Origin of the sequence: Streptomyces sp. NPDC021212 (assembly GCF_044332925.1) — a bacterium.
Classification (GTDB): domain Bacteria; phylum Actinomycetota; class Actinomycetes; order Streptomycetales; family Streptomycetaceae; genus Streptomyces.
Map to the genome: position 1 here is coordinate 561,473 of NZ_JBIRPZ010000001.1, position 25,449 is coordinate 586,921.

The 25,449-nt window shown below is 70.6% G+C and carries 21 protein-coding genes; 12 read left to right on the top strand and 9 right to left on the bottom strand.

Features of this window, described 5'->3' with window-relative positions; genetic code table 11:
• Positions 1–40: 40 nt before the first annotated feature.
• Both ACH4SI_RS02185 and ACH4SI_RS02190 read right to left on the bottom strand, forming a co-directional pair.
• Complete coding sequence (locus tag ACH4SI_RS02185) at positions 41–1,036, bottom strand: aldo/keto reductase (RefSeq protein ID WP_398291535.1); 996 nt, start codon at positions 1,034–1,036, stop codon at positions 41–43.
• Between the two features lie 61 nt (positions 1,037–1,097).
• Positions 1,098–2,120, bottom strand: coding sequence for an FAD-dependent monooxygenase (locus ACH4SI_RS02190; protein WP_398291537.1), 1,023 nt, complete (start codon positions 2,118–2,120; stop codon positions 1,098–1,100).
• A gap of 33 nt (positions 2,121–2,153) precedes the next feature.
• Here ACH4SI_RS02190 and ACH4SI_RS02195 point away from each other — a divergent pair, with 33 nt between their 5' ends.
• Both ACH4SI_RS02195 and ACH4SI_RS02200 read left to right on the top strand, forming a co-directional pair.
• The gene (locus ACH4SI_RS02195; RefSeq protein WP_398291539.1) at positions 2,154–2,615 is read left to right on the top strand and encodes a zinc-binding dehydrogenase; all 462 of its coding nucleotides are present in this window, start codon (positions 2,154–2,156) and stop codon (positions 2,613–2,615) included.
• Positions 2,616–2,637: 22 nt separating this feature from the next.
• Positions 2,638–2,790, top strand: a complete 153-nt coding sequence (locus ACH4SI_RS02200; protein ID WP_398291541.1) for a zinc-binding dehydrogenase — start codon at positions 2,638–2,640, stop codon at positions 2,788–2,790.
• Positions 2,791–2,898: 108 nt separating this feature from the next.
• On the opposite strand, the gene ACH4SI_RS02205 is transcribed toward ACH4SI_RS02200, so the two are convergent.
• Entirely contained in the window at positions 2,899–4,143 is a 1,245-nt protein-coding gene (locus tag ACH4SI_RS02205) for a cytochrome P450 (protein ID WP_398291543.1), read from the bottom strand.
• Positions 4,144–4,316: 173 nt separating this feature from the next.
• Here ACH4SI_RS02205 and ACH4SI_RS02210 point away from each other — a divergent pair, with 173 nt between their 5' ends.
• The 3 genes from ACH4SI_RS02210 to ACH4SI_RS02220 all read left to right on the top strand — a co-directional run bounded on the left by ACH4SI_RS02210 (position 4,317) and on the right by ACH4SI_RS02220 (position 8,103).
• Positions 4,317–5,099 (top strand): PaaX family transcriptional regulator C-terminal domain-containing protein, encoded by a 783-nt coding sequence (locus ACH4SI_RS02210; protein ID WP_398292326.1) that lies wholly within the window; start codon positions 4,317–4,319, stop codon positions 5,097–5,099.
• A 227-nt stretch (positions 5,100–5,326) separates the two neighbouring features.
• On the top strand, positions 5,327–6,718 hold the full coding sequence (locus tag ACH4SI_RS02215; protein WP_398291545.1) for an MFS transporter: 1,392 nt from the start codon (positions 5,327–5,329) through the stop codon (positions 6,716–6,718).
• Positions 6,715–8,103, top strand: coding sequence for an alpha/beta hydrolase family protein (locus ACH4SI_RS02220; RefSeq protein WP_398291547.1), 1,389 nt, complete (start codon positions 6,715–6,717; stop codon positions 8,101–8,103). Before ACH4SI_RS02215 ends, ACH4SI_RS02220 begins: the two co-directional genes overlap by 4 nt.
• Here the strand turns inward: ACH4SI_RS02220 and ACH4SI_RS02225 are convergent.
• The 5 genes from ACH4SI_RS02225 to ACH4SI_RS02245 all read right to left on the bottom strand — a co-directional run bounded on the left by ACH4SI_RS02225 (position 8,100) and on the right by ACH4SI_RS02245 (position 13,943).
• Positions 8,100–8,714 carry a DUF742 domain-containing protein gene (locus ACH4SI_RS02225; protein WP_398291549.1) on the bottom strand — a complete coding sequence of 205 codons (615 nt, stop codon included), beginning with the start codon at positions 8,712–8,714 and terminating at the stop codon, positions 8,100–8,102. The genes ACH4SI_RS02220 and ACH4SI_RS02225 overlap by 4 nt on opposite strands.
• Before the next feature lie 16 nt (positions 8,715–8,730).
• Entirely contained in the window at positions 8,731–9,165 is a 435-nt protein-coding gene (locus tag ACH4SI_RS02230) for a roadblock/LC7 domain-containing protein (protein ID WP_398291551.1), read from the bottom strand.
• Between the two features lie 32 nt (positions 9,166–9,197).
• A complete protein-coding gene (locus tag ACH4SI_RS02235; protein ID WP_398291553.1) occupies positions 9,198–12,137 on the bottom strand; it encodes a nitrate- and nitrite sensing domain-containing protein in 2,940 nt (979 codons plus the stop codon).
• 168 nt (positions 12,138–12,305) lie between these two features.
• Positions 12,306–12,452, bottom strand: a complete 147-nt coding sequence (locus ACH4SI_RS02240) for a hypothetical protein (protein WP_398291555.1) — start codon at positions 12,450–12,452, stop codon at positions 12,306–12,308.
• A gap of 3 nt (positions 12,453–12,455) precedes the next feature.
• On the bottom strand, positions 12,456–13,943 hold the full coding sequence (locus ACH4SI_RS02245) for an OFA family MFS transporter (RefSeq protein WP_398291557.1): 1,488 nt from the start codon (positions 13,941–13,943) through the stop codon (positions 12,456–12,458).
• 556 nt (positions 13,944–14,499) lie between these two features.
• On the opposite strand from ACH4SI_RS02245, the gene ACH4SI_RS02250 reads away from it, so the two are divergent.
• Positions 14,500–14,892, top strand: coding sequence for a DUF485 domain-containing protein (locus tag ACH4SI_RS02250; RefSeq protein WP_398291559.1), 393 nt, complete (start codon positions 14,500–14,502; stop codon positions 14,890–14,892).
• Positions 14,889–16,484 (top strand): cation acetate symporter, encoded by a 1,596-nt coding sequence (locus ACH4SI_RS02255; RefSeq protein ID WP_398291561.1) that lies wholly within the window; start codon positions 14,889–14,891, stop codon positions 16,482–16,484. The genes ACH4SI_RS02250 and ACH4SI_RS02255 overlap by 4 nt, the downstream gene beginning before the upstream one ends.
• A gap of 73 nt (positions 16,485–16,557) precedes the next feature.
• Here the strand turns inward: ACH4SI_RS02255 and ACH4SI_RS02260 are convergent, their stop codons facing one another.
• On the bottom strand, positions 16,558–17,544 hold the full coding sequence (locus tag ACH4SI_RS02260; protein ID WP_398292328.1) for a LacI family DNA-binding transcriptional regulator: 987 nt from the start codon (positions 17,542–17,544) through the stop codon (positions 16,558–16,560).
• A 301-nt stretch (positions 17,545–17,845) separates the two neighbouring features.
• Between ACH4SI_RS02260 and ACH4SI_RS02265 the strand changes: the two genes are divergently transcribed.
• From ACH4SI_RS02265 to ACH4SI_RS02285, 5 genes are all read left to right on the top strand, one after another.
• Complete coding sequence (locus ACH4SI_RS02265; protein ID WP_398291563.1) at positions 17,846–18,772, top strand: carbohydrate ABC transporter permease; 927 nt, start codon at positions 17,846–17,848, stop codon at positions 18,770–18,772.
• 4 nt (positions 18,773–18,776) lie between these two features.
• A complete protein-coding gene (locus tag ACH4SI_RS02270) occupies positions 18,777–19,724 on the top strand; it encodes a carbohydrate ABC transporter permease (RefSeq protein WP_398291565.1) in 948 nt (315 codons plus the stop codon).
• Positions 19,725–19,764: 40 nt separating this feature from the next.
• A complete protein-coding gene (locus ACH4SI_RS02275) occupies positions 19,765–21,105 on the top strand; it encodes an ABC transporter substrate-binding protein (RefSeq protein WP_398291567.1) in 1,341 nt (446 codons plus the stop codon).
• A gap of 44 nt (positions 21,106–21,149) precedes the next feature.
• Entirely contained in the window at positions 21,150–23,207 is a 2,058-nt protein-coding gene (locus tag ACH4SI_RS02280; RefSeq protein ID WP_398291569.1) for a beta-galactosidase, read from the top strand.
• 117 nt (positions 23,208–23,324) lie between these two features.
• Positions 23,325–25,367, top strand: a complete 2,043-nt coding sequence (locus ACH4SI_RS02285) for an RICIN domain-containing protein (RefSeq protein ID WP_398291571.1) — start codon at positions 23,325–23,327, stop codon at positions 25,365–25,367.
• Positions 25,368–25,449 lie beyond the last annotated feature (82 nt).

The following is a 25,449-nucleotide window of genomic DNA, read 5'->3' on the forward strand; positions in this document are numbered from 1 at the left end:
CGCGGGGTTCCTTTTCTGCGGGGCGGAACGAGGGGGCGGGTCAGTAGCGGGACCCCACCGGGTCCGGCACGGCGGCCAGTTCGGCCAGGTCCGCCTCGCTCAGGCGGATCGCGGCGGCGTCGGTGTTCTCCTTCAGATAGCGGGAGTTCTTGGTGCCGGGGATCGGCACGACGTGCTCTCCCTGGGCGAGGGTCCAGGCGATCGCGACCTGGGCGGGGGTGGCGCCGTGCCGGGTGGCGACCGTACGGACGACATCGACGATGCGGGCGTTGGCCGCCAGCGCGTCGTCCTGGAACCGCGCGTTGGTCTTGCGGAAGTCGCTCTCCTCGAACTGGTCGGGGCTGACGTACGCGCCGCTGAGGAAGCCCCGGCCGAGCGGTGAGAAGGGAACGAAGGTGACGTCGTTCTCCGCGCACCAGCCGACCAGGTCCTCCGCGGACGGCAGCCCCTCCAACTCGTCGCCCGGGCGGCCGAGCGGACCGCGGGTCCACAGCGACAGCTCCGACTGGATGGCGGCGACCGGGTGCTGCCGGTGGGCCTCGGCGGCCTCCGCGATGTTCACCTCCGACAGCCCGAGCCGCCGTACCTTGCCCGCGGCGACGAGGTCGGCCATGGCGCCCCAGGTGTCGGCGAGCGGCACCTCGGGGTCGACCCGGTGCAGATAGAGCAGGTCGATCACGTCGGTGTCCAGGCGGCCGAGGCTCGCCTCCACCGCCGCCCGCACGTGTGCGGGCCGGCCGTCGCGGTGCATGGCGCGGGCGGCCAGATCGTCCACCACCAGACCGCACTTGGTGGCCAGCACCACCTCGTCCCGGCGCCCGGCGAGCGCCCTTCCGAGCAGTCGCTCGTTGTGCCCGTCGCCGTACACGTCGGAGGTGTCGAGGAAGGTCACGCCGAGGTCGAGGGCCTCGGCGATGACCCGGACCGAGGTGTCGTCGTTCCGCTGACCCTCGGCGTACCCCCAGCTCATGCCCATGCAGCCGAGGCCGATGGCGCCGATGGCGGGCCCGTCCGAGCCGAGCTTGCGCTGTTCCATGTGTGTTCCTGTCTCCTTCGATCCTGTGGTGCTGAGACGCCTGCGCTCAGGCCGCCTGCGCTCAGGCCGCCTCGGGCCGGGCCGCGCCGACGCCGGCGAGGACGACGCGCAGGCGCGCCGGGTCCAAGCGCGGCTCGATGGCGGCGATGTGGCCGTCGGGGCGTACCACGACGGCGCGCGGGCTGGTGCCGAGGAACTCCTTCAGCGCCGGCCAGGCCGAGACGTCCCGGACCGGGTGGTGCGGGGCGAGTGCCGCGCGCAGCGACGCGCACCGAGCCTCCCACTGCACGCCCCGGGCGCCGCCCGACCAGGTCAGCACGGTGAAACGGTCGTCGGCGACGGCCGGCCACGGCCCCTGCTCGCCGTCCTCGTACCCGTCGGACACGAAGACGGGGAGGCGCTCCCCGACGCCGAGCGGCTTGCGCCGCCACCGGATGTCGGCCTTCACATCCTCCCGGTCGGAAGCGTAGTTGACGCTGAGCTGGTTCATCAGCGGGGTCACCAGCCGCTGGAACGCACCGGTCAGCTTCGCCCCGCGCACCAGGGCGTCGCGCAGGGCGACCTTCGCGGGCTGCTGCACCAGGCCCCAGCTCGTCTGCTTGGCGGTCACCAGGGAAACCCGCTCGGCGGAGTGCCGGCGCTCGCGGTCGTACGTGTCGAGGACGCGGGCGTCGACCGTGCCCCGCATCACGCCGCCCAGCTTCCAGGCGAGGTTGATCGCGTCCTGGATACCGGTGTTCATGCCCTGCGAGCCCGCCGCGCTGAAGATGTGCGCCGCGTCGCCGACGAGGAAGCAGCGGCCCGCGCGGAACGCGGCGGCGGTCCTGCGGCGGGCCCGGAAGACGGTCGTCCACTTCAGCTCGCCGAGCTTCGCCGGGAAGGGCACGACCCGGTCCAGATTCTCCTGGAACAGCTCGCGGGGTGGCGCGTCGTCGTCGTTCCACACCGGGACGCTGCACGCCACGCGGAACGTGCCGTCGCCGAACGGCGCGAGGCCCATGGCGCCGCCCGCGTTGTAGCAGTAGATCATCTCGTCCCGGGGCAGCGGGCCGTTGAGCGGACCGTCACCGATGGCGAACAGCACATCCCGCTGCCCGACGACGCCGACCGGGCGCTGATGGCCGCCGTCCCCTCCAACAGCACCACGGCGTGGCTGGTCCTGGGCGAGGTGGCCCGGCTGCGGAAGGGCGAGCGGGTGCTGGTGCACGCCGCGGCCGGCGGCGTGGGCAGCCAGCTCGGCCAGGTGGCCCGGCTGCTGGGCGCGGGCCAGGTGGTGGGCACGGTGGGCTCGCCGGACAAGATCGAGGCCGCGACCGCCTTCGGCTACGACGAGGTCGTCCTGCGCGACGACCTCCCCGGGGCCGTGGCCGGCCTCACCGACGGGCGGGGCTTCGACGTGGCCGTCGACCCGGTCGGCGGCGCGGCCCGCCGGGCGAGCCTCGACGCGCTGGCCCAGGGCGGGCGCCTGGTCGCCATGGGCCAGCGCCTCGGCCGCGGACGACGTCGCGTTCAGCGCGAACGAGCTGTGGTTCAGCGGCAAGGGCGTCCTCGGCTTCAACCTCGGCGCGCTGAGCGGTGAGCGCCCCGAAACCGTGTCCGGCGTGCTGCGGCAGGCCGTCGGCGCCGTCCTCGACGGCGAACTGCGCGTGGACGTCGGCCAGGTGCTGCCGCTGCGGGACGCCGCCGAGGCCCACCGCCGCCTCGAAAGCGGCCGCACCACCGGCAAGCTGGTGCTGGCGATGGAGCAGGAGTGACCTGCTCGCGGTGACTCCCGCGCCCACCGGCGCGGGCCCACCGACGGCCCCGGCCCCTCCATCGAGGGGCCGGGGCCGTCGGCCGTCCGTGAACCGCACCCTGCCGGTTCATGGACGCAGTACGACCGGCAGCTCGTTGTGGCCGTTGATGCCCAGGGACGGAACACGGGAGGGTGGCCGGTCCACCAGAGCGAGGCGGGGATACGTCTCGAACAGCCGTCGCAGGGCGATCCCCGCCTCCAGCCGCGCCAGCGGCGCGCCGGGGCAGCGGTGGGCACCGGCCCCGAAGGCGAGGTGGCCGGTGGCGCGGCCGGACGCGTAGCGGCCGGGGTCGAACCGGTCCGGCTCGGGGTACGCGTGGGGGCAGCGCTGGAGGGCCGTGAGCGGGACGAGCACCGCTTCCCCCGTGCGGATGGTCTCGCCGTCGACCTCGATGTCCTCCGTGGCGTAGCGGAACATCACATGGCGGGCCGGGGATTCCCAGCGCAGGGCCTCCTCCACGACATCGGGCCACGGATCCTCGCCCGCCTCCTGCCGGGCGCGCACGGCGGCCAGCGTCCCGGGGTGCGTCAGCAGGCCCCTGACGGCGTGGCAGATCAGATGGACCGTGGTCTCGTGCCCGCCGATGATGGTGATCACCAGATTGCCGATCACCTCCGCCTCGGTGAGTTCCCCGGCGTCCAGCGCGGCCACCAGATCCATGGTCAGATCGTCCCGGTCCCCCTGGGCGCGCTTCCGCTCGATCAGCGACATCAGGGCGGCGGGGAAACGCTGCCCCACGGTGCCCGTGAACTCCTCGACGCTCGCCTCGGAGTTCATCGCCGCCATGGACAGCTCGTGCAGCTCCTCCCGCAGCCTCCCCTCGTCGGGCACGCCGAGCAGCAGGCAGATGACGTCCAGCGGCAGCGGGAGGGCGAAGCGGCGCAGCAGATCCGTCTCCTGCCCGGCCTGCACGGCGGCCAGACCGGACAGCAGACGGCGGGTGACCTCCTCGACCCGGGGGCGCAGGGCCTCCACCCGGCGCGGTGAGATGGCGCGCTGGACGGGACGGCGCAGCCGGCGATGGGTGTCGCCGTCGGTGGTGAGCAGCCCCTTGCCCTCCACGATGAACAGCAGGGACCAGTCCGCGGGGATCAGGCCGTTCCGGTACGCCTCCCAGTGCTGGATCTCCTTGGCGAACCGCGGGTCGGTCAGCACCCGCAGCCCCGCCTCGGGCGTGGTCACCGCCTTGGCCACCACACCACCGGGGAGCGCCACGGTGGCGATCGGCCCCGCCGCCCGGAGGGCTGCTCCTTCGCCCCCGTGGAGGTCGGCCGGGGCGGGCTCGATACGAACATGTGCTGTCGCGTCCATGGCTGTCGCTGTCCGTTTCTCACATCGGCCAAAAAATCCGCATTCGTACCCGGTGCGCACGACAAGGCTTCCCAACTTGCGGGCGGGGCAACCGCGGGCACCATGATCCGGGGAGTGCGCGTACCGTGGGCAGCGTGACCACTGCTGATGCCGCCCCCCGGCCCCAGTCGCTGATGCTCACGTTCCTGGGGGACTGGGTGCTGGGCCGGGACGTGTGCGTGTACTCGGGGAGCGTCATCGACCTCTTCGGCCGCGCCGGTGTCGGCGAACACGCGACCCGCTCGACGCTCACCCGCATGGTGGGGCGCGGCCTGCTGCGGCGGCAGCGCGAGGGCCGGCGCATGTACTTCGGGCTCACCGAGCGCTCGGAGGCGGTCCTGCGGGACGGCGAGGGCCGCATCTGGCAGACCGGCGCCGTCAACCGGAACTGGGACGGCACCTGGACCCTGCTCGGCTTCTCACTGCCCGAGTCCTGGCAGCGCCAGCGCCACGACCTCCGTTCGCAGCTCACCTGGAGCGGCTTCGGGCCGCTGTTCAGCGGGCTGTGGATCGCGCAGGGCGAGGCCGACGTGAGCCCGACCCTCAACGAGCTCGGCCTGGCCGCGCACGTGAAGGTGTTCCGCGCCCACGCCGACGCGGGCATGGACATCGGCGCGATGATCGAGGAGACCTGGGAGCTGCCCGCCCTGGCCGGGCGGTACGAGGAGTTCGTACGCCGCTGGCAGCCCCAGGAGCACGCGTCCGCCGGGGACGACGAGGCGCTGGTGGCGCGGTTGCGGCTGTCCACCGAGTGGCTGCGGATCATCCGGCAGGACCCGCGGCTCCCGGTCAAGCACCTGCCCGACGACTGGCCCGCCGAGCAGGCAGAGAAGACGTTCCGCGCGGTCCACGAGCGTCTCACGCCGGGCGCGCGGACGGCGGCGGAACGCCTGCTCGACCTGGTGCCGGTGCGCTAGCCGACCAGCCGGGGCGTAGCCCGGCGCTGCCCTCGCCCCACCTGCGATCCCTCTGCGAGCACCCCGCTGAGCGCTGCCCTGACGCCATCGGGCTCGCTGCCCGCTGCCCGCTGTCCGTCCTGGACAAAAGTTGTGCAGAACATTGACCGCTGTCGAGAATCTGCCTACCTTCACCGGAACACCGGCACCGCCTCGATGCCACCCCCGACGGCACCAGGGAGTTTCCCGTGCAGCCAGCCCCCGTCCCCGTTCCCCCGCCGCCCCCGGACAACCGGCAGCTGCGCCGCGTCGCACTGTCCGGCCTGCTCGGCACCGCGGTCGAGTTCTACGACTTCCTCGTGTACGGCACGGTCGCCGCGCTCGTCTTCGGCGAGCTGTTCTTCCCCGAGGCCGACCCCGCGGTCGGCACCATCGCCGCGTTCGGCACCTTTGCCGCCGGATACGTGGCGCGGCCGCTCGGCGGCATCGTCTTCGGACACTTCGGCGACCGACTCGGCCGCAAGTCCATGCTGTTGCTCACGATGGTCCTCATGGGCACCTGCAGCTTCCTCATCGGCCTGCTCCCCACCTACGACGCCATCGGCGTCTGGGCGCCGGTGCTGCTGGTCGCCCTGCGCGTCGTGCAGGGCCTCGCGATCGGCGGTGAGTGGGGCGGCGCCATGCTCATGGTCGTCGAGCACGCCGAGCGCACCGGAGGCGCCCGGCGGCGCCGCGGCCTGTGGTCCAGCTTCACCCAACTCGGTGCCCCGCTCGGCTCGATGCTTTCCGCGGGCGTGGTCACGATCGTCTCGACCCTGCCGGACGACGAGTTCCGTTCCTGGGGCTGGCGGGTGCCGTTCCTGCTCAGCGTGGCGCTGCTCGCCGTCGGGCTGTTCGTACGGCTGCGCGTGGCGGAGAGCCCGCTGTTCACCGAGACCCGGACGCGGCGGCAGCCGGACATCTCCCCGCGGGACAAGCTTCCGCTCACGGAGGTGCTGCGCCGCCCCCGGCCCCTGCTGCTCGCCGCGTGCGTCGGCATCGGCGCGTTCACGGCACAGGCGCTGCTGACCAGCTTCATGATCTCCTACGCCGTCCGCCACGGGTACACCCGGCCGCAGGTGCTCACCGCCGTGACCGTCGCCTCCTGCGTGGCCCTCTTCGCACTGCCCGCCGCCTCCGCGCTGTCCGACCGGGTGGGCCGCCGCCCGGTCGTGCTCGCCGGGGCCGTCGCGTCGGCCGCGCTGGCCTTCCCCGTCCTGGCGCTCGTCGACTCCGGATCACCCGGGCTGCTGATCCTGGCCCTGGCGCTGGGCCACGGCGTGGCGCAGTCCACCATGTACGGACCGCTCGGGGCCCTGCTCAGCGAGATGTTCGGCACCCGGGTCCGCTACACCGGCGCCTCCCTCGGCTACCAGCTCGCGACCCTGGTCGGGGCGGGTTTCTCACCGATGATCGCGAGCAGCCTGCTGGCGGCGTACGGCGGCGGAAGCACCCCGCTCTCGCTGCTGCTGTGCGGCGGTGCGGCCATCACCGCGCTCACCGTGTGGCGGCTGCGCGAGACCCACGCCGACACCCTCGACGCCCGCGCTGCCACCTCCACCTCCGCCGATGTCCCCGCTGCCGAAGGAGCCCGCCCGTGAAGCCCCGCGCCCTCGCCCTCGCCGCGACTGCCGTGCTCGCCGCCACCGCCCTCCCCGCGCAGGCCGCGAGCACGGAGGGCGAACATGTGGAAGGCCGACTTGCGTCCGGGGCCGCGTACGTGATGGACATGCCCGCGCGGTGGAACGGCACCGTGCTGCTGTTCAGCCACGGCTACTCCCCGCAGGGCAGCCCCAACCCCGCTCAGAACGCGCCGAGTTCGGCGACCCGCACCCGGCTCCTGGACCAGGGGTACGCGCTGGCCGGCTCCTCCTACGCCACCGCCGGCTGGGCCGTGACGGACGCGGTGCCCGACCAGCTGGCCACGCTGGACCTGTTCACCAAGAAGTTCGGCGCTGCGCGGCAGACCCTCGCCTGGGGCCAGTCGTACGGCGGGTTCGTCACCACGGCGATCGCCGAACGGCACGCCGACCGGATCGACGGCTCGCTGTCGATGTGCGGACTCGTCCAGGGCGGGGTCGCCAACTGGAACAGCACCCTCGACCCCGTCTTCGCGCTGAAGACCCTCCTCGCACCGGACTCCGGCATCCGCCTCACCGGCTTCACCGACCAGGCCGAGGCCAAGAGCGCCGCGAGCGCCCTCACCGGCAAGCTGACCGAGGCCCAGCGGACCCCGCAGGGCCGGGCCCGCATCGCGCTCGCCGCCGCCCTGCACAACATCCCCGGCCACAACGACCCGTCACAGCCGAAGCCGGCCCCGGCCGACTGGGCCGGACAGCAGACCAACCAGTACGCGGCGGTGTCGGGCCTGCTCCAGACCGCCGCGTTCTCGTGGCGGCAGGAGGCCGAGTCCCGCGCGGGGGGCAACCCGTCCTGGAACAGGGGCGTCGACTACGCGGCGATGCTGCGGCACTCCTCGGTCCGCGAGGAGGTGACCGCGCTGTACAAGAAGGCGGGACTGACGCTGCGCGACGACCTCGCGGCCCTGGACCGTGCTCCCCGCACCGCCGCCGACCCGCGGGCCGTGGCCTGGATGCGGCACACCAGCGCCTTCACCGGCAGGCTGGCCGACCCGCAGCTGAACATCCACACCACCGGCGACGGGCTGATCCCGGTGCAGGCCGAGAGCGCCTACCGACGGGCGGCCACCGCCGGCGGATCGGCGGGGCTGCTGCGCCAGGCGTACGTCGACGGACCCGGCCACTGCACCTTCACCACCGGTGAGACCCTCGCCGCCGTGCGCACGCTGGAGCGGCGTCTGGCCACCGGCCGATGGCACACCTCGCCGGACGCGCTCAACTCCGTGGCGAAGGCGGAGGATCCGACCGCCGAGCCACGGTACGTCGGCTACCGGCCCACCACCTACCCGCGCCCCTACGACCTGGCACACCGGGACGGCCCGCTCCAGCGTGGCCAGGACCGCTAGAGCCGCCGAAGTCCGGTCAGCACCCGCTCCATCAGCGCGACGCTGGGGGCTTCGCCCTCACTGGTCTCGGTCTGCTGGACGGCGATCAGCCCGCGGTCCGCCATGTCGCCGAGCAGCACCCTTGCCACCCCCAGCGGCACCGAGAGCCGCGCCGACACCTCCGCCACCGACGTCGGTTCGTGGCACAGCGAGATCACGGGAACGTGGTCCGCGTGCGTGAAGGCGGCGGACTGGTGCCCCAGTTCGGTGGTCGTCACCAGGGTCTCCAGCTCGAAGTGATGCTGGGACCTGGTGCGGCCGCCCGTCCACGTATAGGCGCGGACGAACGAGGGCGAGCCCTGGTGTTGCTGCTCGTGTCCGTCCTCCCACGCGGCGTGCTGCTCGTCCTGCGGCGGGTACGCGTACGGGTCTTGGGGAGCGGGGGGTGGCGCCTCCTCCGGCTGCCGACGGGCCGCGGCCTCCGGCCCCGAGCCGGAGTCGGAACCGGACCTCTTCCGCGGCCGCCGTGCCTTGCCGAAACTGAACGCGTTGAGCACGTCGGCGAAGGTCTGTTCGTCCTCCGCTCCCTGATCTCTCCGAGGGTGTCCGGAAGGGCCTTCACCGGTGCTCATGATCTCCTCATCCGGGCTAGTGGGTTGCTGCCTGCTGGATTCCCTGCAGCTCCGCGCGCAGTTCGGGGGTCAGCATCTCCCCGACCTGGTCCACGAGCACCGCCATCTCATAGGCCACCTGACCGATCTCGCAGTCCGGCGCAGCCAGGGCCACCAGGCACGATCCGTCCTTGATCGACATCAGTAGCATATGTCCGTACTCCATCTGGATCACGGTGCTCTTCACCTCACCGGTGTCCAGACACCACGCGGCCCCCTGGATCAGGCTGATGGCACCTGCGGCGATGGTGGCGAGGTGTTCGGCGTAATCGCCCGCCAACCGGTTGGAGGCGGTGAGCAAAATCCCGTCGGCTGATACCACCACGGCGTGGGCCACATTGGGAACACGTTCGGTGAAGTTGGTGACCAGCCATCCGAACTGGCTCACCTCCCGCGGGTGGGGTGAGGTCATGGCTTCTTCCTGCCCGTTCGTTCGATGGGATCTTATCGCTCGTCGGGACGGGCCCGACGGATGCCTGACTGGTAGTTGCTGAGGAAGCTGTGCGTGCTGCCCGCGTCCTGGTTCGGCTTCGCCTTGCCGGGCGCGGTGCGCGGCTCGGCACGGTCACCACCGGGCCGGGGCGAACGGGGAGTCCGCTTCGGCAGTCCGGACTGGGTGCGGGCGGCCTCCTCCGGGGCATCCGAGGGCTCGGCGGGACCGCCCGGGCGGCGGTCCGCCGCCTGGTCGTCCGCCGCGTTCTCCCCGTCGCGGGCCGCGCCGGGCCCCGGCAGGGGCTCCGTCTGCCGGCCGGGCGGGGTGAAGAGGCGGGCGGAGCCCTGCGGGCGGGGGCTCGCCGACGAGGGCCGGGGTTCCGGCGATGCCGGTGCCCCCTCCGCGTCCGACGCGGGCGGCGTGAACCACGACGAGCCGGGGGCGCGCCGCTGGTCCGGTCCCGCACCGCCCTGCCGCTCCGGTTCGGCGGAGGACCGCTGCGGCGGTACGAGGCCGGGATGACGGGCCTTCTGGAGGTCCTGGGCGGCCTGTCCGTCGCGTCCGTCCGCCGGTGTCCTGTCGTGCCCTGGGCGCTCGGGGTGCCCGGAGCGCTCGGAGCCGTTGCGGGGCTCCTCCGGCGCGCCCTTGCCCGCCGGGCCGGGGCGCCCGGTCCCGTTGGCCCCGTTCCCGGCAGGCCCGTCGGTACCGGCGGGTGTCCGGCGCGGCAGCCGCTGCGGCAGCGGGGAGTCCGCGCCGGTCCCGGCGGAGTCGGCCCGGCTCGGCCCGGCGGTGCCCTGGCCCGGGTACCCCGTATCGGAGTCGGTGGCGACCGCCGCGCGGGTCCCGTTGGGGGACTCGCGCACGGCGGGAACGGCCGTGGCCTGGCCGGACTCCTGCCGTGGCCGTGCGGGTTCGAAGGCCTTGGCAGCGGTCGGCGTCGGCCCGGTGCGCCGGGGCAGGATCCCCCGGGGAGCCTCGTCGGGCCGGTTCGCCGGTACCAGGTTGGCCGGGACGAGCACACCGGCCCGCAGGCCCGCACCCCACTCCGAGCTGAGGTTCACGGAGATGCCGTGCCGGCTCGCCAGGCGGCCGACCACGAACAGGCCCATCTGCCGGGAGGAGGAGGCCTCCTCGGACGAGGTCGCCTCCAGCCGCCGGTGCGCCTTGGCCAGGTCGGCGCCGCTCATCCCGATGCCCTGGTCGCGCACCTCGATCAGCGCGGAGCCGTCCCGGCGCGGTGTGGTGCTCACGTACACCTGGGTCTCCGGCGGGGAGAACGCCGTCGCGTTGTCGAGCAGTTCGGCGATGATCCGCGCCAGGTCACCGGCCACGTAGCCGGTCACCTCCACGGACGAGGAGGGCTGCACCTCCGCGCGCTGGTAGTGCTCGATCTCGGAGACCGCGGCCCGCAGGACGTCCTCCAGCGGCACGCGATGGCCGTGGGAGCGGACGAGGGTGCTGCCGCAGAGAACCATCAGGTTCTCGTTGTTGCGCCGCATCCGGGTCGCCAGGTGGTCCATCTGGAAGAGGTTGGCCAGCTGGTCGGGGTCCTCTTCGTGGCGTTCGAGCTGCTCCATCAGGCGCAGCAGCCGGTCCACCAGGGTCTGGCTGCGCCGGGAGAGGTTGACCAGGGTGTCCCTCAGGTCACCACGCAGCGCGGCCTGTTCCGACGCCAGGCGCACGGCCTGCCCGTGCACCGCGTCGAACGCCCGGGCGAGCTGCCCGAACTCCTCCGTGGTGTGCACCGGCACGGCGCTGACCGCGGTGTCCGCCTTCTCGCCCTCGCGGATGCTGGAGACCGCGGCCGGAAGGCGGTGCTCGGCCACGTCGAGCGCGGTGGAACGCAGGACGGTCAGCGACCGCAGCAGATACCGGCCGATCGCGAAGCCGATGTAGAGAGCGAACAGCAGCGCCGCGAGCAGGGCCACGGAGTACGCACCGGCCCGGTTGCTGGTCTCGTCCTGCAACTGGGCGGAGTTCACCCGCAGCTGGTGGGCGAGGTTCTTCTCGACCTTCCCGAGGAGCTTCGCGGTCGTCTCCGAGCTGCGGCTCCATTCGGAAGCCGGGATCCGCGGCGCGGTGACACCCTGCTGGGTGGCGTCCTCCTGCGACCCGGACATAGCGGTGCGCACCAGTTTCATGCGCCGGGTCACCAGGTCCCCGGTGACCGTGCGCTGGTAGAGCTGCTGCTCCGCGGGGGTGGCCACGGCCTGGAAGTCACCGAGCTTGTCCTGCAGGCGGATGTCGGACTCCTCCAGCGCCCGGACGAGCTTCGCGTCCATGGGCTGCCCTGGCTTCATCGCCTCCAGAAGGGTCACATGCTGGAGATGGACCTCCTCCTGGACCGCCTCGAGGTCGTACAGCGCGGATGCCGGGCCGGACAGCTTCGGTTCACCGAAGCGGCTGCCCAGAGCCTGGTCCAGGTCGAGCAGGCTGTTGACGACGGTGCGGTACTTGTTCACCGCTGCCCAGGAGTTGATGCTGCCGGACGTCACCTGCTTGCGCAGGCCGGTCAGGTCGTCCAGGGCCTGGACCGCGTCCTGGTAGCGGTTCCCCGCGGCGCCCTTGAGCTCGGGTACACGGTGCGTGCTGCCGACGAGGGCGGCCCGGACGCGGTCGGTGGACCGAACCTGTCGCCGCATCGCGGCGGAATCGCCGTTCGTCCCGCCTTCCCGCAGGTGTTCGGCGGCCATGGTCCGCTCCGCCTGAATGCTCCCGAGCAGCGGTATCAGCCCGGAGCGCAGCGTGACCAGCCGCTGCATGTCCGCGTACTCGTTGGCGCGTTCGACTTCGCGTTGGATCTGGACGACACCCAAGGCGACGGCCAGCAGCGCGGGCACCACCAGCACGGCGCCCAGCTTGACCGGCAACCGCCAGTTCCGCCATTGCACGAGGGTGGCCCACAGCCCCGGGCCGCGTGCAACTTCGGCCGCATGCCTGCCCGGGGTCACGAGACGCGCTCCGCGCCCGGAGCGGCTTGGCCACAGCGATGTATCACGATGCGCTTTCTCCTGGGATTTCTCCTGGCGAGGAAGTCGAACGACCGGCGGCACACCGGCCGGGCCGGGGGCGGCGGAAACGCCCACGGCCGGACTGGTGATGTGCCGGCGCGCCCACCTCTACTCGAACAGCTTTCGGCTCGTCATGGCGAGTTCATAGAGGCCGTAGGCGAAGGGAACCCCCACCCACAGCCATGCCACGGCCAGCAGAACGGGCGAGGACTTCACGGCCGCGCCGCCCTGCGAAGGATCGTCCTGGTGAGCCATCAGTTACTCCTTGCCCTTCTCGGCCGGGACGCGGTCGGTCTCGCCCTCTTCGCCCGGGTCGTTCTTCTCGTCCTGGGCGGCCTTCTCGTCCTGCGCTGCCTCGTCGTCCGCCCGGCCGCCCTCTTCGTCCGAGCCCTGGTCACCCGGGGCCCGTTCGCCCGAGGCCACCGGCTCCGGTTCGTGGAACTTCGGGTTCACCGGGCGCACCAGCTCGTTCGCGATGAAGCCGATGACGAGCAGCGCGATCATGAGGTAGAAGGAGACGGCGTAGAGGCCGGGACCCGTGTTCCCGGACTTCTTCCCGGCGTCCGCGACGGCGTCCACGATGATCGGCCCGGCCACGCCGGCGACCGACCACGCGGTCAGCAGCCGGCCGTGGATCGCGCCCACCTCGTAGGTGCCGAACAGGTCCTTCAGGTAGGCCGGTACGGTCGCGAACCCGCCGCCGTAGAACGACAGGATCACCATGGCCGCGACCACGAACAGCGCGGTGCTGCTGTTCTTCCCGAGCAGGATGGTCAGGTAGAGCAGAGCACCCGCGCCCAGGTACAGGCGGTAGATGTTCTTCCTGCCGATCGCGTCGGAGACCGACGACCAGACGAAGCGGCCGGTCATGTTGGCCAGGGACAGCAGGGCCACGAATCCGGCGGCGGCGGTCGCGCTCACCGGGGCGTCGGTCTCCTGGAAGAAGTCCTGGATCATCGGGGCGGCCTTCTGGAGGATCCCGATGCCGGCGGTGACGTTCATGCACAGCACGATCCACAGCAGCCAGAACTGCGGGGTCTTCACCGCGTTCTTCGCCGACACATTCGCGGTCGTGACGAGCGCGTTGCCGGTGTCCTCGCGGGGCACCCAGCCGGCCGGGCGCCAATCGGCGGCCGGCACCCGGATGAGCAGGACGCCGAGCGTCATGAACGCGGCGTAGGCCAGGCCGTGCACCAGGAAGGTCTTGGCGATGCCGCTGGTGTCGCTGCCGAAGGAGGAGAGCATCTGCGACGACCACGGGGAGGCGATCAGCGCGCCGCCGCCGAAGCCCATGATGGCGGTGCCGGTGGCCATGCCCGGGCGGTCGGGGAACCACTTCATCAGCGTGGACACCGGGGAGATGTATCCGATGCCGAGGCCGATTCCGCCGATGACGCCGTACCCGAATATGACCAGCCAGTACTGGCTGGTGGCCACACCGAGTGAGGCGATCAGGAAGCCCGAGGAGAAGGTCACGAGCGACACGAACATCGCCCACCGCGGGCCCTTGTGCTCGACGAGCGTGCCACCGAAGGCGGCGGAGAGGCCGAGGACGAGAATGGCGATCTGGAAGGGCAGTGCGCTGGCGGTACCCGAGATGTCAAGGGCTTTTTCCAGCGGCGTCTTGAAGACGCTCCAGGCATATGCCTGGCCAATAGAGAAGTGAATCGCAAGCGCCGCGGGTGGAATCAGCCATCGATTCCACCCCGGTCCTGCGATAATGCGAGAGCGGTCGAGAAAACCCACCGATTACCTACCTCCGTCCTCGGGAACCCATTACCGCAGGCTCATTTTCTGGAGACGTCAAAGACGTCTTCGGCGGTGGCGAGTGTAGAGCACCCTGATCAGCGGTAACAACGGCGGGACTTAGTTGCGGGGACCCGTAGTGGAGCAGCCTCCCACACGTTCGCATAGATGGGGCGATCCACCAACATCGACACATTGCATACATCTCCCGTTCACGAAATATCCGCAAGTTCGGTGGTCAGGGGCTACGGCCATCACGTGACACCAGGTCAGACGGATCGAAAGGAGGAAGGATCGGGAAAACCGCGCATCCTGAGAAGTTCTGACAGGCGATCACATACACCACCTAGCCGGATATGTGGCCTCCAGTCACCTGGATCGGGTGCTCCCGGTACATCCCCGGGCGGGCCGACCTCTGGGTATCCCCGGCCGTTGACGGGATCGGGCGCCTTACTACACTGACCCCGCCATGGGGCTGCGGGTTGCTCCTCCTCCCCACCCTCCACTGCAGGCAGATCGTACGAATTCTCCTGCCCGAAACTCCCGGGAGAGGACCATGACGAAAGCGGTGCGGCCTCCCGCGCCCATTTCATCCGAGCGGGCCACCGGACAGGGGTTCGCCGGCCGCGGCGACAACGGTGAGCCCGACTTCGCCGCGATTCAGCAGAGCCCGGAATTCGGCCAGCTGCGCAAGAGGCTGCGCCGGTTTGTCTTCCCCATGAGCGCGCTCTTCTTCTGCTGGTATATGACCTTCGCGCTCTTCTCGGCGTATGGTCATGGGTTCATGAGCCGGAAGGTGTTCGGCTCGGTCAATATGGGCACCCTCTTCGGCCTGCTGGAATTCGTGTCGACGATGGTGATCGTCCTGCTGTACCGGGGATTCGCCGACAGGAAGATCGACCCGCAGGTGGACAAGGTGCGCGAGTTGGCGGGGGCCGACAAGGAATGACATTGCAGATCGCGAGTGAGGCGACCGGCAGCCCGGTCATCAACGTCAGCGTATTCGTCGTATTCGTCCTGATTACGCTGTTCATCGTCTACAAGGCCACCACCAGGAACCAGACGGCGGCCGACTACTACGCCGCGGGAAGCGCCTTCAGCGGCGTCCAGAACGGCATCGCCCTCTCCGGCGACTTCCTCTCCGCGGCGTCCTTCCTCGGGATCTCGGGAGCGATCGCCGTCCATGGCTACGACGGCTTCCTCTACTCCGTGGGATGGCTCGTCGCCTGGCTGGTCGCCCTCCTGCTCGTCGGTGAACGGCTGCGCAACACCGGCCGGTTCACCGTGGGCGACGTGATGGCCTACCGGATGAAGCAGCGCCCGGTGCGCGCGGCGGCGGCCAACGCCACCTTGGTGATCACGTTCTTCTACATGCTCGCCCAGATGGCCGGCGCGGGCGGGTTGATCGCTCTCCTGCTCAACGTGCACAGCAAGGGCGGACAAGCACTCGTCATCACCGGCGTCGGCCTCGTGATGGTCTTCTACGTCCTGGTGGGCGGCATGAAGGGCACGACCTGGGTGCAGATCATCAAGGCGGGCCTGCTCCTGCTGTGCGTGACCTTCATCAGCGTGTTCATCGTGGGCAAGTTCGGCTTCAGCCTCTCCGCGCTCCTCGACCAGGCGGCGGCGCGCAGCCCGATGGGGCAGCGCCTGCTCGAACCGGGCGGCTGGTACGGCGACGGGGCGATGGACAAGCTCGACTTCGTCTCGCTGTCCCTGGCGTTGGTCCTCGGCATCTCGAGCCTGCCGCACGTGCTGATGCGCTTCTACACCGTGCCCAACGCCAAGGAGGCGCGCCGGTCGGTGGTGTGGTGCTCCTGGTCGATGTTCATCTTCTACCTGGGCATCCTGGTCGTGGGCTACGGCGCGGCCGCTCTGGTCGGCCCGGAGGCGATCCTGGGCGCCCCCGGCGGGGAGAACTCGGCGGCGCCCCTGCTCGCGTTCAACGTCGGCGGTGCGGTGCTCCTGGGCGTCGTCTCCGCGGTGGCCTTCGCGACGATCCTCGCGGTGGTGGCCGGTCTGACCCTGACCGCGTCGGCCTCGTTCGCGCACGACGTCTACGCCAACGTGATCAAGGAGGGGAAGGCCGACGCGCGGTCCGAGATCCGGGTCGCCCGGCTGACGGCGCTCGCGGTCGGCGTCCTGGCGATCGTCGGCGGCATCGTCACCAACGGCCAGAACGTGGCCTTCCTGGTGTCGCTGGCCCTGGCGCTCGCCGCGTCCGCCAACCTGTCGACCATCCTCTACACCCTGTACTGGAAGCGGTTCAACACGACGGGGACGCTGTGGAGCATCTACGGCGGCCTGGGGTCGGGGCTCATCCTCATCATCTTCTCCCCGGCGATCTCGGGTGCGCCGACGGCCATCTTCAAGGACGTCGACTTCCACTGGTTCCCCCTCACCAACCCCGGCATCGTGTCGATCCCGCTCTCCTTCCTCTGCGGATTCCTCGGCACGATCCTCAGCAAGGAGCCCGCGGACCCCGAGAAGCAGGCGGAGATGGAAGTGCGGTCGCTGACCGGACTCGGCAGCAAGATGTAGCCGTGTACGGTGCGTTGTCGCCGCGGCCGGCGCGGGGAGCACATCGGCTCCCCGCGCCGGCCGCGCCCGTTGGTCACTGCGGGGGCGGCGCGGTGCTGCGGCGCGTCACGAGCCGGGTGGGGACGAGCGTGGTGCCGCGGCCCGGGGCACTCTGCCGCATCTGGCGCAGCACGCCCTCGACGCAGCGGCGTCCGACCTCGGCGAAGTCCTGGTGCACGGTGGTCAGCGGCGGCAGGAACGACCCGGCCTCGGGGATGTCGTCGAAGCCGACGACGCTCACGTCGTCCGGCACCTTCCGGCCCTTTTCGTGCAGGGCCCGCAGCAGGCCGAGCGCCATCTGGTCGTTGGCGGCGAACACCGCCGTGCAGTCCTCCTCGGCCGCGAGCGCGAGCCCGGCCCGGTAACCGGACTCGGCCGACCAGTCGCCCCGTACGAGCGGCGGTGGAACGCATCCGGCCTCGGTGAGCGCCGCGTGCCAGGCGTCGGCGCGGCGCTGCGCCGCGAAGGACCCCTCGGGCCCGGCGAGATGCCACACGGTGCGGTGGCCGAGCGCGAGCAGATGGTCCACCGCGTCGCGGGTGCCGCCCGCCTGGTCGGTGTCGACCACCGTGTAGCGGTCTCCGGCGTCCGAGTCGGCCACGACGACCTGGGCATGGGGCGGCAGGGAGAGCGCCGCCGCGTCGAGGAGGTGGACCTCCATGATGACGATGACGGCGTCGAGGGCGAGTTCGCCCAGCCGGGAGAAGGCGCCCCGTACCTCGTCCTGGGTGGGGACGGCGACGGGAAGCAGGGTGACGGCGTAGCCCTCGTGTGCCGCGGAGGTGGAGATCGCCTCGAGCGTGCGCACATTGCCCGTGGTGGAGAGGGTGAAGGTGATGACGCCGATGGTGCGGAACTCGCCGCTCTTCAGCGCCCGGGCGGCGCTGTTGGGCCGGTAGCCGAGCTGCTTCATGGCGGCCAGCACCTCCCGCCGCGTCTCCTCGGTGACACCGGGGTAGCCGTTGGAGACCCGGGAGACGGTCTGCGCGGAGACACCGGCGAGCCGGGCCACGTCCGCCATGGACGCGCGCGGCGCGCGCCGGGCGGCCCGCGTCCGGGCGATGCCGCCTCCTGTCGGGGTGCCGCTCGCCGATGCGCTGTCCGCCGAGGGGTTGTCCGCTGGTTCCACTTTCTCCCTCGTTGCGTGTGTCCCGGATTTGCCAGACGGCTCTTGACCACCGTCATTGGGGCAGTGTAGACATTCCGCCATCAGATGTTTACGTAAACATAACACCTCCGCGGCCCCTTGATCGGCGCGATGTTTACGCAAACATCGCGACGGCGCACGACGCCGGTTCCGAGATGGACGAGCGAGGAACGACATGACGACGCTACAACCCCCCGCCGCCGTGAAACGGCGCCCGGACCGGCCCCCGGCGAAGCGGGACCGCCGCTCCTGGACGGGGTGGGGGTTCATCGGTCCCTTCGTGGTGGTCTTCGCCTTCGTCTTCCTGGCCCCCATCGCCTATTCGATCTACCTCAGCCTCTTCCGCGACCAGCTCATCGGCGGCACCACGTTCGTCGGCCTGGACAACTACCAGCAGGCCCTGCAGGACGACAGGTTCTGGACCTCCCTGACCCGGGTGTCGCTGTTCCTGCTGATACAGGTGCCGATCATGCTGGGCATCGCCCTGTTCGTCGCCCTCGCCCTGGACAGCGGGCGGCTGTACGGACGGGACTTCTTCCGGATCTCGATCTTCCTGCCGTACGCGGTGCCCGCCGTGGTCGCCACCCTCATGTGGGGGTTCATGTACGGCACCCGCTTCGGCCTGGTGAGCGACATCAACGACGCCCTCGGGGTGTCACTGCCGAACCCGCTGTCACCCGATCTGGTGCTGACGTCCATCGGCAACATCGTGACCTGGGAGTTCGTCGGCTACAACATGCTGATCTTCTACTCCGCGCTCCGCGTCATCCCGCACTCCCTGTACGAGGCCGCGGAGATCGACGGCGCCGGTCAGCTCCGCGTCATCACCGCCATCAAGCTCCCGGCGATCCGCGGCGCCCTGGTCATCGCCACCATCTTCTCGATCATCGGCACCTTCCAGCTGTTCAACGAGCCGAACATCCTCCAGAAGCTGGCCCCGAACTCCATCACCACCGACTACACCCCGAACTTCTACACGTACTCGCTGTCCTTCTCCGGCCAGCAGCACAACTACTCCGCGACGGTCGCCATCATCATGGGCCTGATCACCATGGTCATCGCCTACGTCGTCCAGCTGCGCGGCATGCGCAAGGGAGCGTGAAGCGATGAGCAGCCCCGTCACCACCGCCTCCCGGCCCGCACCCGCCACGGCCGGCTCGCCGAACTCCGCGCCCCGGCTGCGCGCGGTGCGGAAGCGCACCGCGGGGCGCCGCCCGCGCCGCAGCGTGCTGCTGACCGTCCTCACCGGCCTGGTCCTGCTGTACTCGCTGGTGCCGCTCGCCTGGCTGGTCATCAGCGCCACCAAGACCCAGGAGGGGCTGGCCCGGTCGTTCGGGCTGTGGTTCAGCGGCGACTTCGCCCTGTGGGACAACATCCGTGAGACGTTCACCTACCACGACGGTGTCTTCACCCGCTGGCTGCTGAACACCGTCCTGTACGTGGTGGCCGGGGCCGGCGGCGCCACCCTGCTGGCGGTCCTGGGCGGCTACGCCCTGGCCAAGTTCGCCTTCCCGGGCAGGCGTGCCATCTTCGCCGTCGTCATCGGCGCCGTCGCGGTGCCCGGCACCGCGCTGGCCGTGCCCACCTTCCTGATGTTCAGCAAGATGGGGCTGACCGACACCCCCTGGGCGGTGATCATCCCGTCCCTCATCTCGCCGTTCGGCCTGTACCTGATGTGGGTCTTCGCCACCGAGGCCGTACCCGCCGAGCTGCTGGAGGCCGCCCGCATCGACGGCGCCGGTGAGGTGCGCACCTTCTTCCAGGTCGTCCTGCCGCTGCTCGCACCCGGCATCGTGACCGTCCTGCTGTTCACGATGGTCGCCACCTGGAACAACTACTTCCTGCCGCTGATCATGCTCAAGGACCCGGACTGGTATCCGCTGACGCTGGGCCTCAACAGCTGGAACGCCCAGGCCGCCACCGCCGGCGGCGAGGCCGTCTTCAACCTCGTCATCACCGGCTCCCTGATCACCATCGTGCCGCTGATCGCCGCGTTCCTCCTGCTCCAGAAGTACTGGCAGTCCGGCCTTGCCGCCGGAAGCGTCAAGGAATAGCCCCACCGCCCCGCACCACAGAGAAGTGGAAAGCACGCCCATGCGCAAGAACACCCGCCGCCTGCTGCGCGGCATCGCCCTGGTCTCCGCCCTCACCCTGGGGGCCACCGCCTGCGGCGGCTCCGACGACAGCGCCGCCGACAGCAAGCCGGTGTCCGAGAAGGACATCGACGCGGCCCTGAAGAAGGGCGGCACCCTGACGGTGTGGGCCTGGGAGCCCACGCTCAAGAAGGTCGCCAAGGATTTCGAGCAGGAACACCCCAAGGTCAAGGTCAACCTCGTCAACGCGGGCACCAACAAGGACCAGTACAAGGCCCTCCAGAACGCCATCGCCGCGAAGAAGGGCGTCCCCGACGTCGCGCAGATCGAGTACTACGCGCTGGGCGAGTACGCCCTGACCAAGGCCCTCGACAAGCTGGCCCCGTACGGCGCCGACAAGCTCGCCGGCAAGTACTCCCCGGGCCCGTGGCATTCCGTGAAGTCCGGCAAGGACGTCTACGCCCTGCCCATGGACTCCGGGCCGATGGCGATGTTCTACAACAAGAAGGTCTTCGACAAGTACAAGCTCAAGGTACCGACCACCTGGGACGAGTACGTCAAGACCGCCCGCGACCTGCACAAGGCCAACCCCAAGGCGTTCATCACCGCTGACACGGGAGAGGGCGGCACGGCCACCAGCATGCTGTGGCAGGCCGGCTCCCGCCCGTACAAGGTCGACGGCACCAAGGTGAAGATCGACTTCTCCGACGCGGGCGCCAAGAAGTACACCGACACCTGGCAGAAGCTGCTCGACGAGAAGCTGATCGCGCCCATCACCGGCTGGACCGACGACTGGTACAAGGGCCTCGGCGACGGCACCATCGCGACCCTGCCCGCCGGCGCCTGGATGCCCGCCAACTTCGCCTCCGGCGTGAAGGAAGCCTCCGGCGACTGGCGCGTGGCACCCCTGCCGCAGTGGAAGGCGGGCGACAAGACCACCGCGGAGAACGGCGGCAGCTCCCTGGCCCTGCCCACCCTGGGCAAGCACAAGGAACTCGCCTACGCCTTCGCCGAGTACGCAGGCGCCGGGAAGGGCGTGCAGACCCGGATCAAGGAGGGCGCCTTCCCGGCGACCACCGCGGACCTGGAGTCCAAGGCGTTCCAGAACACCGCGTTCCCGTACTTCGGCGGCCAGAAGGCCAACAAGATCTTCGCCGAGTCGGCCGCGAACGTCGGCCGCGGCTGGTCGTACCTGCCCTACCAGGTCTACGCCAACAACATCTTCAACGACACCGTCGGCAAGGCCTACGTCTCGAAGACCAAGCTGGCCGCCGGTCTGAAGGCCTGGCAGGACGCCTCCGTGAAGTACGGAGAAGAGCAGGGTTTCACCGTCCAGAAGTAACAGCCCCCCCGCGCCGCCCCGTACGGTTCACCGGAAGGACCACCATGATCTCCACCCTCCAGTCCCAGCCTCCGCATGGGCCGGACGGTGACCTCACCCCACGCCTCGGCTACGGCGCGGACTACAACCCCGAGCAGTGGCCGCGCGAGGTGTGGGAGGACGACATCCGGCTGATGCGCGAGGCCGGTGTCACCATCGTCTCCGTGGGGATCTTCTCCTGGGCCCGCATCCAGCCGGCCGAGGACGAGTGGGACTTCGGCTGGCTCGACGAGATCATGGACATGCTGCACACCGGCGGCATCGGGGTCGACCTGGCCACCGCCACCGCGTCCCCGCCGCCCTGGCTCACCACGGCGCACCCGGAGATCCTCCCGGTGACCGCCTCCGGCGAGACGGTGTGGCCGGGGGCGCGGCAGCACTGGCGGCCCACCTCGCCCGTCTTCCGCACCCACGCGCTGCGCCTGGTCGGCAAGATGGCCGAGCGGTACGCCGGTCATCCCGCCCTGGTGGCCTGGCACGTCTCCAACGAGCTGGGCTGCCACAACATCTACGACTACTCCGACGACGCCGCCCGCGCCTTCCGCGACTGGCTGCGCGCCCGCTACACCACCCTCGACGCCCTCAACCACGCCTGGGGCACCGCGTTCTGGTCCCAGCGGTACGGCGCCTGGGACCAGATCCTGCCGCCCCGGCTCGCCGCCTCCCATCCGAACCCCACCCAGCAGCTGGACTTCAAGCGCTTCTCCTCCGACGCGCTCAAGGAGCACCTGCGCGCGGAGCGGGACATCCTGCGCGAGATCACCCCCGGCATCCCGGTCACCACGAACTTCATGGTGATGGGCGGCACCAAGGGCATGAACTACGCCGACTGGGCCGGTGAGATCGACTTCGTCTCCAACGACCACTACGTCCGGCCAGGACCGCAGGACCGCGACGAGCTGTCCTTCTCCGCGAACCTCGTCAGCGGCATCACCGGCGGACGCCCCTGGTTCCTCATGGAGCACTCCACCAGCGCCGTGAACTGGCAGCCGGTCAACGTGGCCAAGCGGCCGGGCGAGCTGGCCCGTGACGCGCTGCTGCACGTCGCCCACGGCGCCGACGCCGTGTGTTACTTCCAGTGGCGGCAGTCGGCGGCCGGAGCCGAGAGGTACCACTCGGCGATGGTGCCGCACGCCGGGCCCGACAGTGAGGTGTTCCGCGCGGTGGCCGCCCTCGGCCGTACCCTGCGGACCCTGGCCCCGGTGGCGGGCTCGACACGCGAACCGGCCCGGGTCGGGATCGTCTTCGACTGGGAGTCGTGGTGGGCGAGCGAACAGGACTCCCACCCGACCTCCCGCCTCGACTACCGCCAGGAAGCGCTCGACTGGTACTCCGCGCTCCTCGCGCTCGGCATCCGGGCCGACGTCATCACCGCGCAGTCCGGCCTCGACCGGTACGAGGTGCTGATCGCGCCGGTGCTGCACATGGTCCCCACGGCGCTGGCCAAGGAACTCACCCGGTACGCCGAGCAGGGCGGCCATCTGATCGCCACCTACTTCTCCGGTGTCGTGGACGAGAACGACCACGTGTGGCTCGGCGGTTACCCGGGAGCCCTGAGCGAGCTGCTCGGCATCCGCATCGAGGAGTTCGGCCCGCTGCTCGACGGCGAGACGGTGGAGATCGCGGCCGGGGCCGACTCCACGGCCACCGGCACCCTGTGGACCGACCGGATCACCGTCACCGACCCCGAGGTGGAGGTCCTGGCCCACTACCGCGGTGGTACGTACGCGGGCCGTCCCGCCGTCACCCGCCGCGCGGTGGGCGGGGGATCGGCCGCGTACGTCTCCACCCGGCTGGGCGCGGACGGCCTCGCCGGACTGCTGCCCCGGCTGCTCGCGCCCGCCGGTGTCGGCAGCGAACTCCCCGAGGGCGCACGGGGAAGCGTCGAGCTGGCCGTGCGCCACGGCGGCGGCAGCCGCTATCTGTTCCTGGTCAACCGCACCGATACGACGGTGCCGCTGACCGGACTCACCGGGGAGCCCCTGATCGGCGGTGCCGGGGACGACGGCATGCTTTTCCTGACTCCCAGGGGTGTCGCCGTGCTGCGACAGCCCGCGACCTGACGGCGGAATCCGCCACGTCTGTCACCGTCTCCTGAAGCCTCCTGAAACTCCGTCGTCGCCCCCGCGGGCACGGCGGCCGGTCCACCGAAGTGTCCGCACACGAGTTGGGAGCACACGTTGGCACGCCGTACCCGCACACGACGCCTTCTGGGAACCATTGGGGTCACCGCGCTGGCCACCGGGGCGGCCCTCATCACCGCCCCACCGGTGACCGCGCAGGCCCCGGCGGCGACGGCCGACGCCGTCACCGTTTCGCCCGATCCCTCGTACAAGGCGGAGAGATTCGAGGGCTGGGGCACCAGCCTGGTCTGGTTCGCCAACGCCACCGGCGACTACCCCAAGGAGATCCGCGAGAAGCTGGCCAGGCTGCTCTTCGGGGACAGCGGCCTGGCCCTCAACATCGCCCGCTACAACATCGGCGGCGGCAACGCCCCCGACGTCAAGGACTACCTCCGCGCCGGGGGAGCGGTCGAGGGCTGGTGGAAGGCCCCGGCGGGCACCACGCGCGAGGACACCGACTGGTGGAGCGCGGATGACAAGGCCGACTGGAACCCCGACGCCGACGCCACCCAGCGCTGGTGGGTGGACCGCATCAGGGGCGACATCGACCACTGGGAGACGTTCAGCAACTCGCCGCCCTGGTTCATGACCAAGAGCGGCTATGTCTCCGGAGGCTTCAACGCCACCGACGACCAGCTCAAGCCGGAGTCCGTCGGCGACTTCGCCGCCTATCTGGCCGGCGCCACCAAGCGGCTGGAGAAGGCACACGGCATCAAGGTCGACACCGTCGACCCGTTCAACGAACCCAACACCAACTACTGGGGCACCCGGCTGGGAGCCGACGGCGAGCCGGTCGGCGGACGGCAGGAGGGGGCGCACATCGGCCCGGAACTCCAGCAGAAGGTAATCGGCGCACTGGCCCCCGCCCTGAAGAAGGCGCGGACCGGCGCGAAGATCTCCGCGATGGACGAGACCAACCCGAGCATCTTCACGCAGAACTGGAACACCTACCCGCAGGCGGTCCGCGATCTCGTCGGCCAGATGAACGTCCACACCTACGGCACCGGCGGCCGCACCAGCGTGCGCGACCTCGCCAAGGCGGCGGACAAGCCGCTGTGGATGAGCGAGGTCGAGGGCGACTGGGGCGACGGCCAGAGCTTCACCGACATGCGGCCCGGCCTCGGGCTCGCCCGGCAGATGGTGGACGACCTCCGCGAACTGGAGCCCCGCGCCTGGGTGTTCTGGCAGCCCGTCGAGGACTACGACAACATGAAGCCCGGCGGGGAATCGGCCAAGGGCGGCAACTGGGGCAGCATCCAGCTCCCCTTCAACTGCACCTCCAAGGACACGCTCGACACCTGCCCCATCCGCACGAACACCAAGTTCGACACGGCCCGCAACTTCACTCACTACATCAAGCCCGGCGACCGGCTCATCAAGACCGATGACACCTCCAGCGCCGCGGCCGTCTCCCAGAAGGGCGACGCGGCCACCGTCGTCCACGTCAACAGCGGAGCCGGTGCGCGTGACGTCACCCTCGACCTGTCCAAGTTCGGCAAGGTCAGCCGCAACGCGACCGTCACCCCCGTGGTGACCAGCGCCGACGGCAAGCTGGAGCGGCAGGACGCCATCGAGGTGACCGACCGGAAGGCCACCTTCACCGCGCCCGCCCAGTCCGTGACGACCTTCCTCGTCAAGGGCGTGTCCGGGGTGGCCAAGGACGCCGCCGAGCTGCGGAAGGGCCACACGTACGAGCTGACCGGTGTCCAGAGCGGCAAGGCGCTCACCGTCGCGGACGACGGCACCAAGCTCGTCATCAAGGGCACGGACACCGCCACCCCGGGCCAGAAGTGGCAGCTGAGCCAGATCAGCGGCGACACCGGCAACCGGCAGCGGTACGTGTTCACCAACCCGGTGGCGGGCAAGCGGCTGGCCGTCCGCGAGGGCGCCCCGGTGCTGGAGCCGGACCACGGGAAGCGCGACGAGGCCACCCAATGGATCATGTCGACCACCGGCGACGGCACCTGGACCCTGGTCAACGCGGCCACCGGCCGACTGCTGGAGGTGGGCGGCCAGGCCACGAACGACGGCGCCGCCGTCACCGTATGGACCCCGACTTCCGGCGCGAACCAGCGCTGGAAGATCTCTGACCTGACCTGACCTGACCTGACCGCCACCGAGTCCCGGCTACCTCAATTGAGGTAGCCGGGACTCGCTCGATGTGCGTAGCCGGATTTCGACT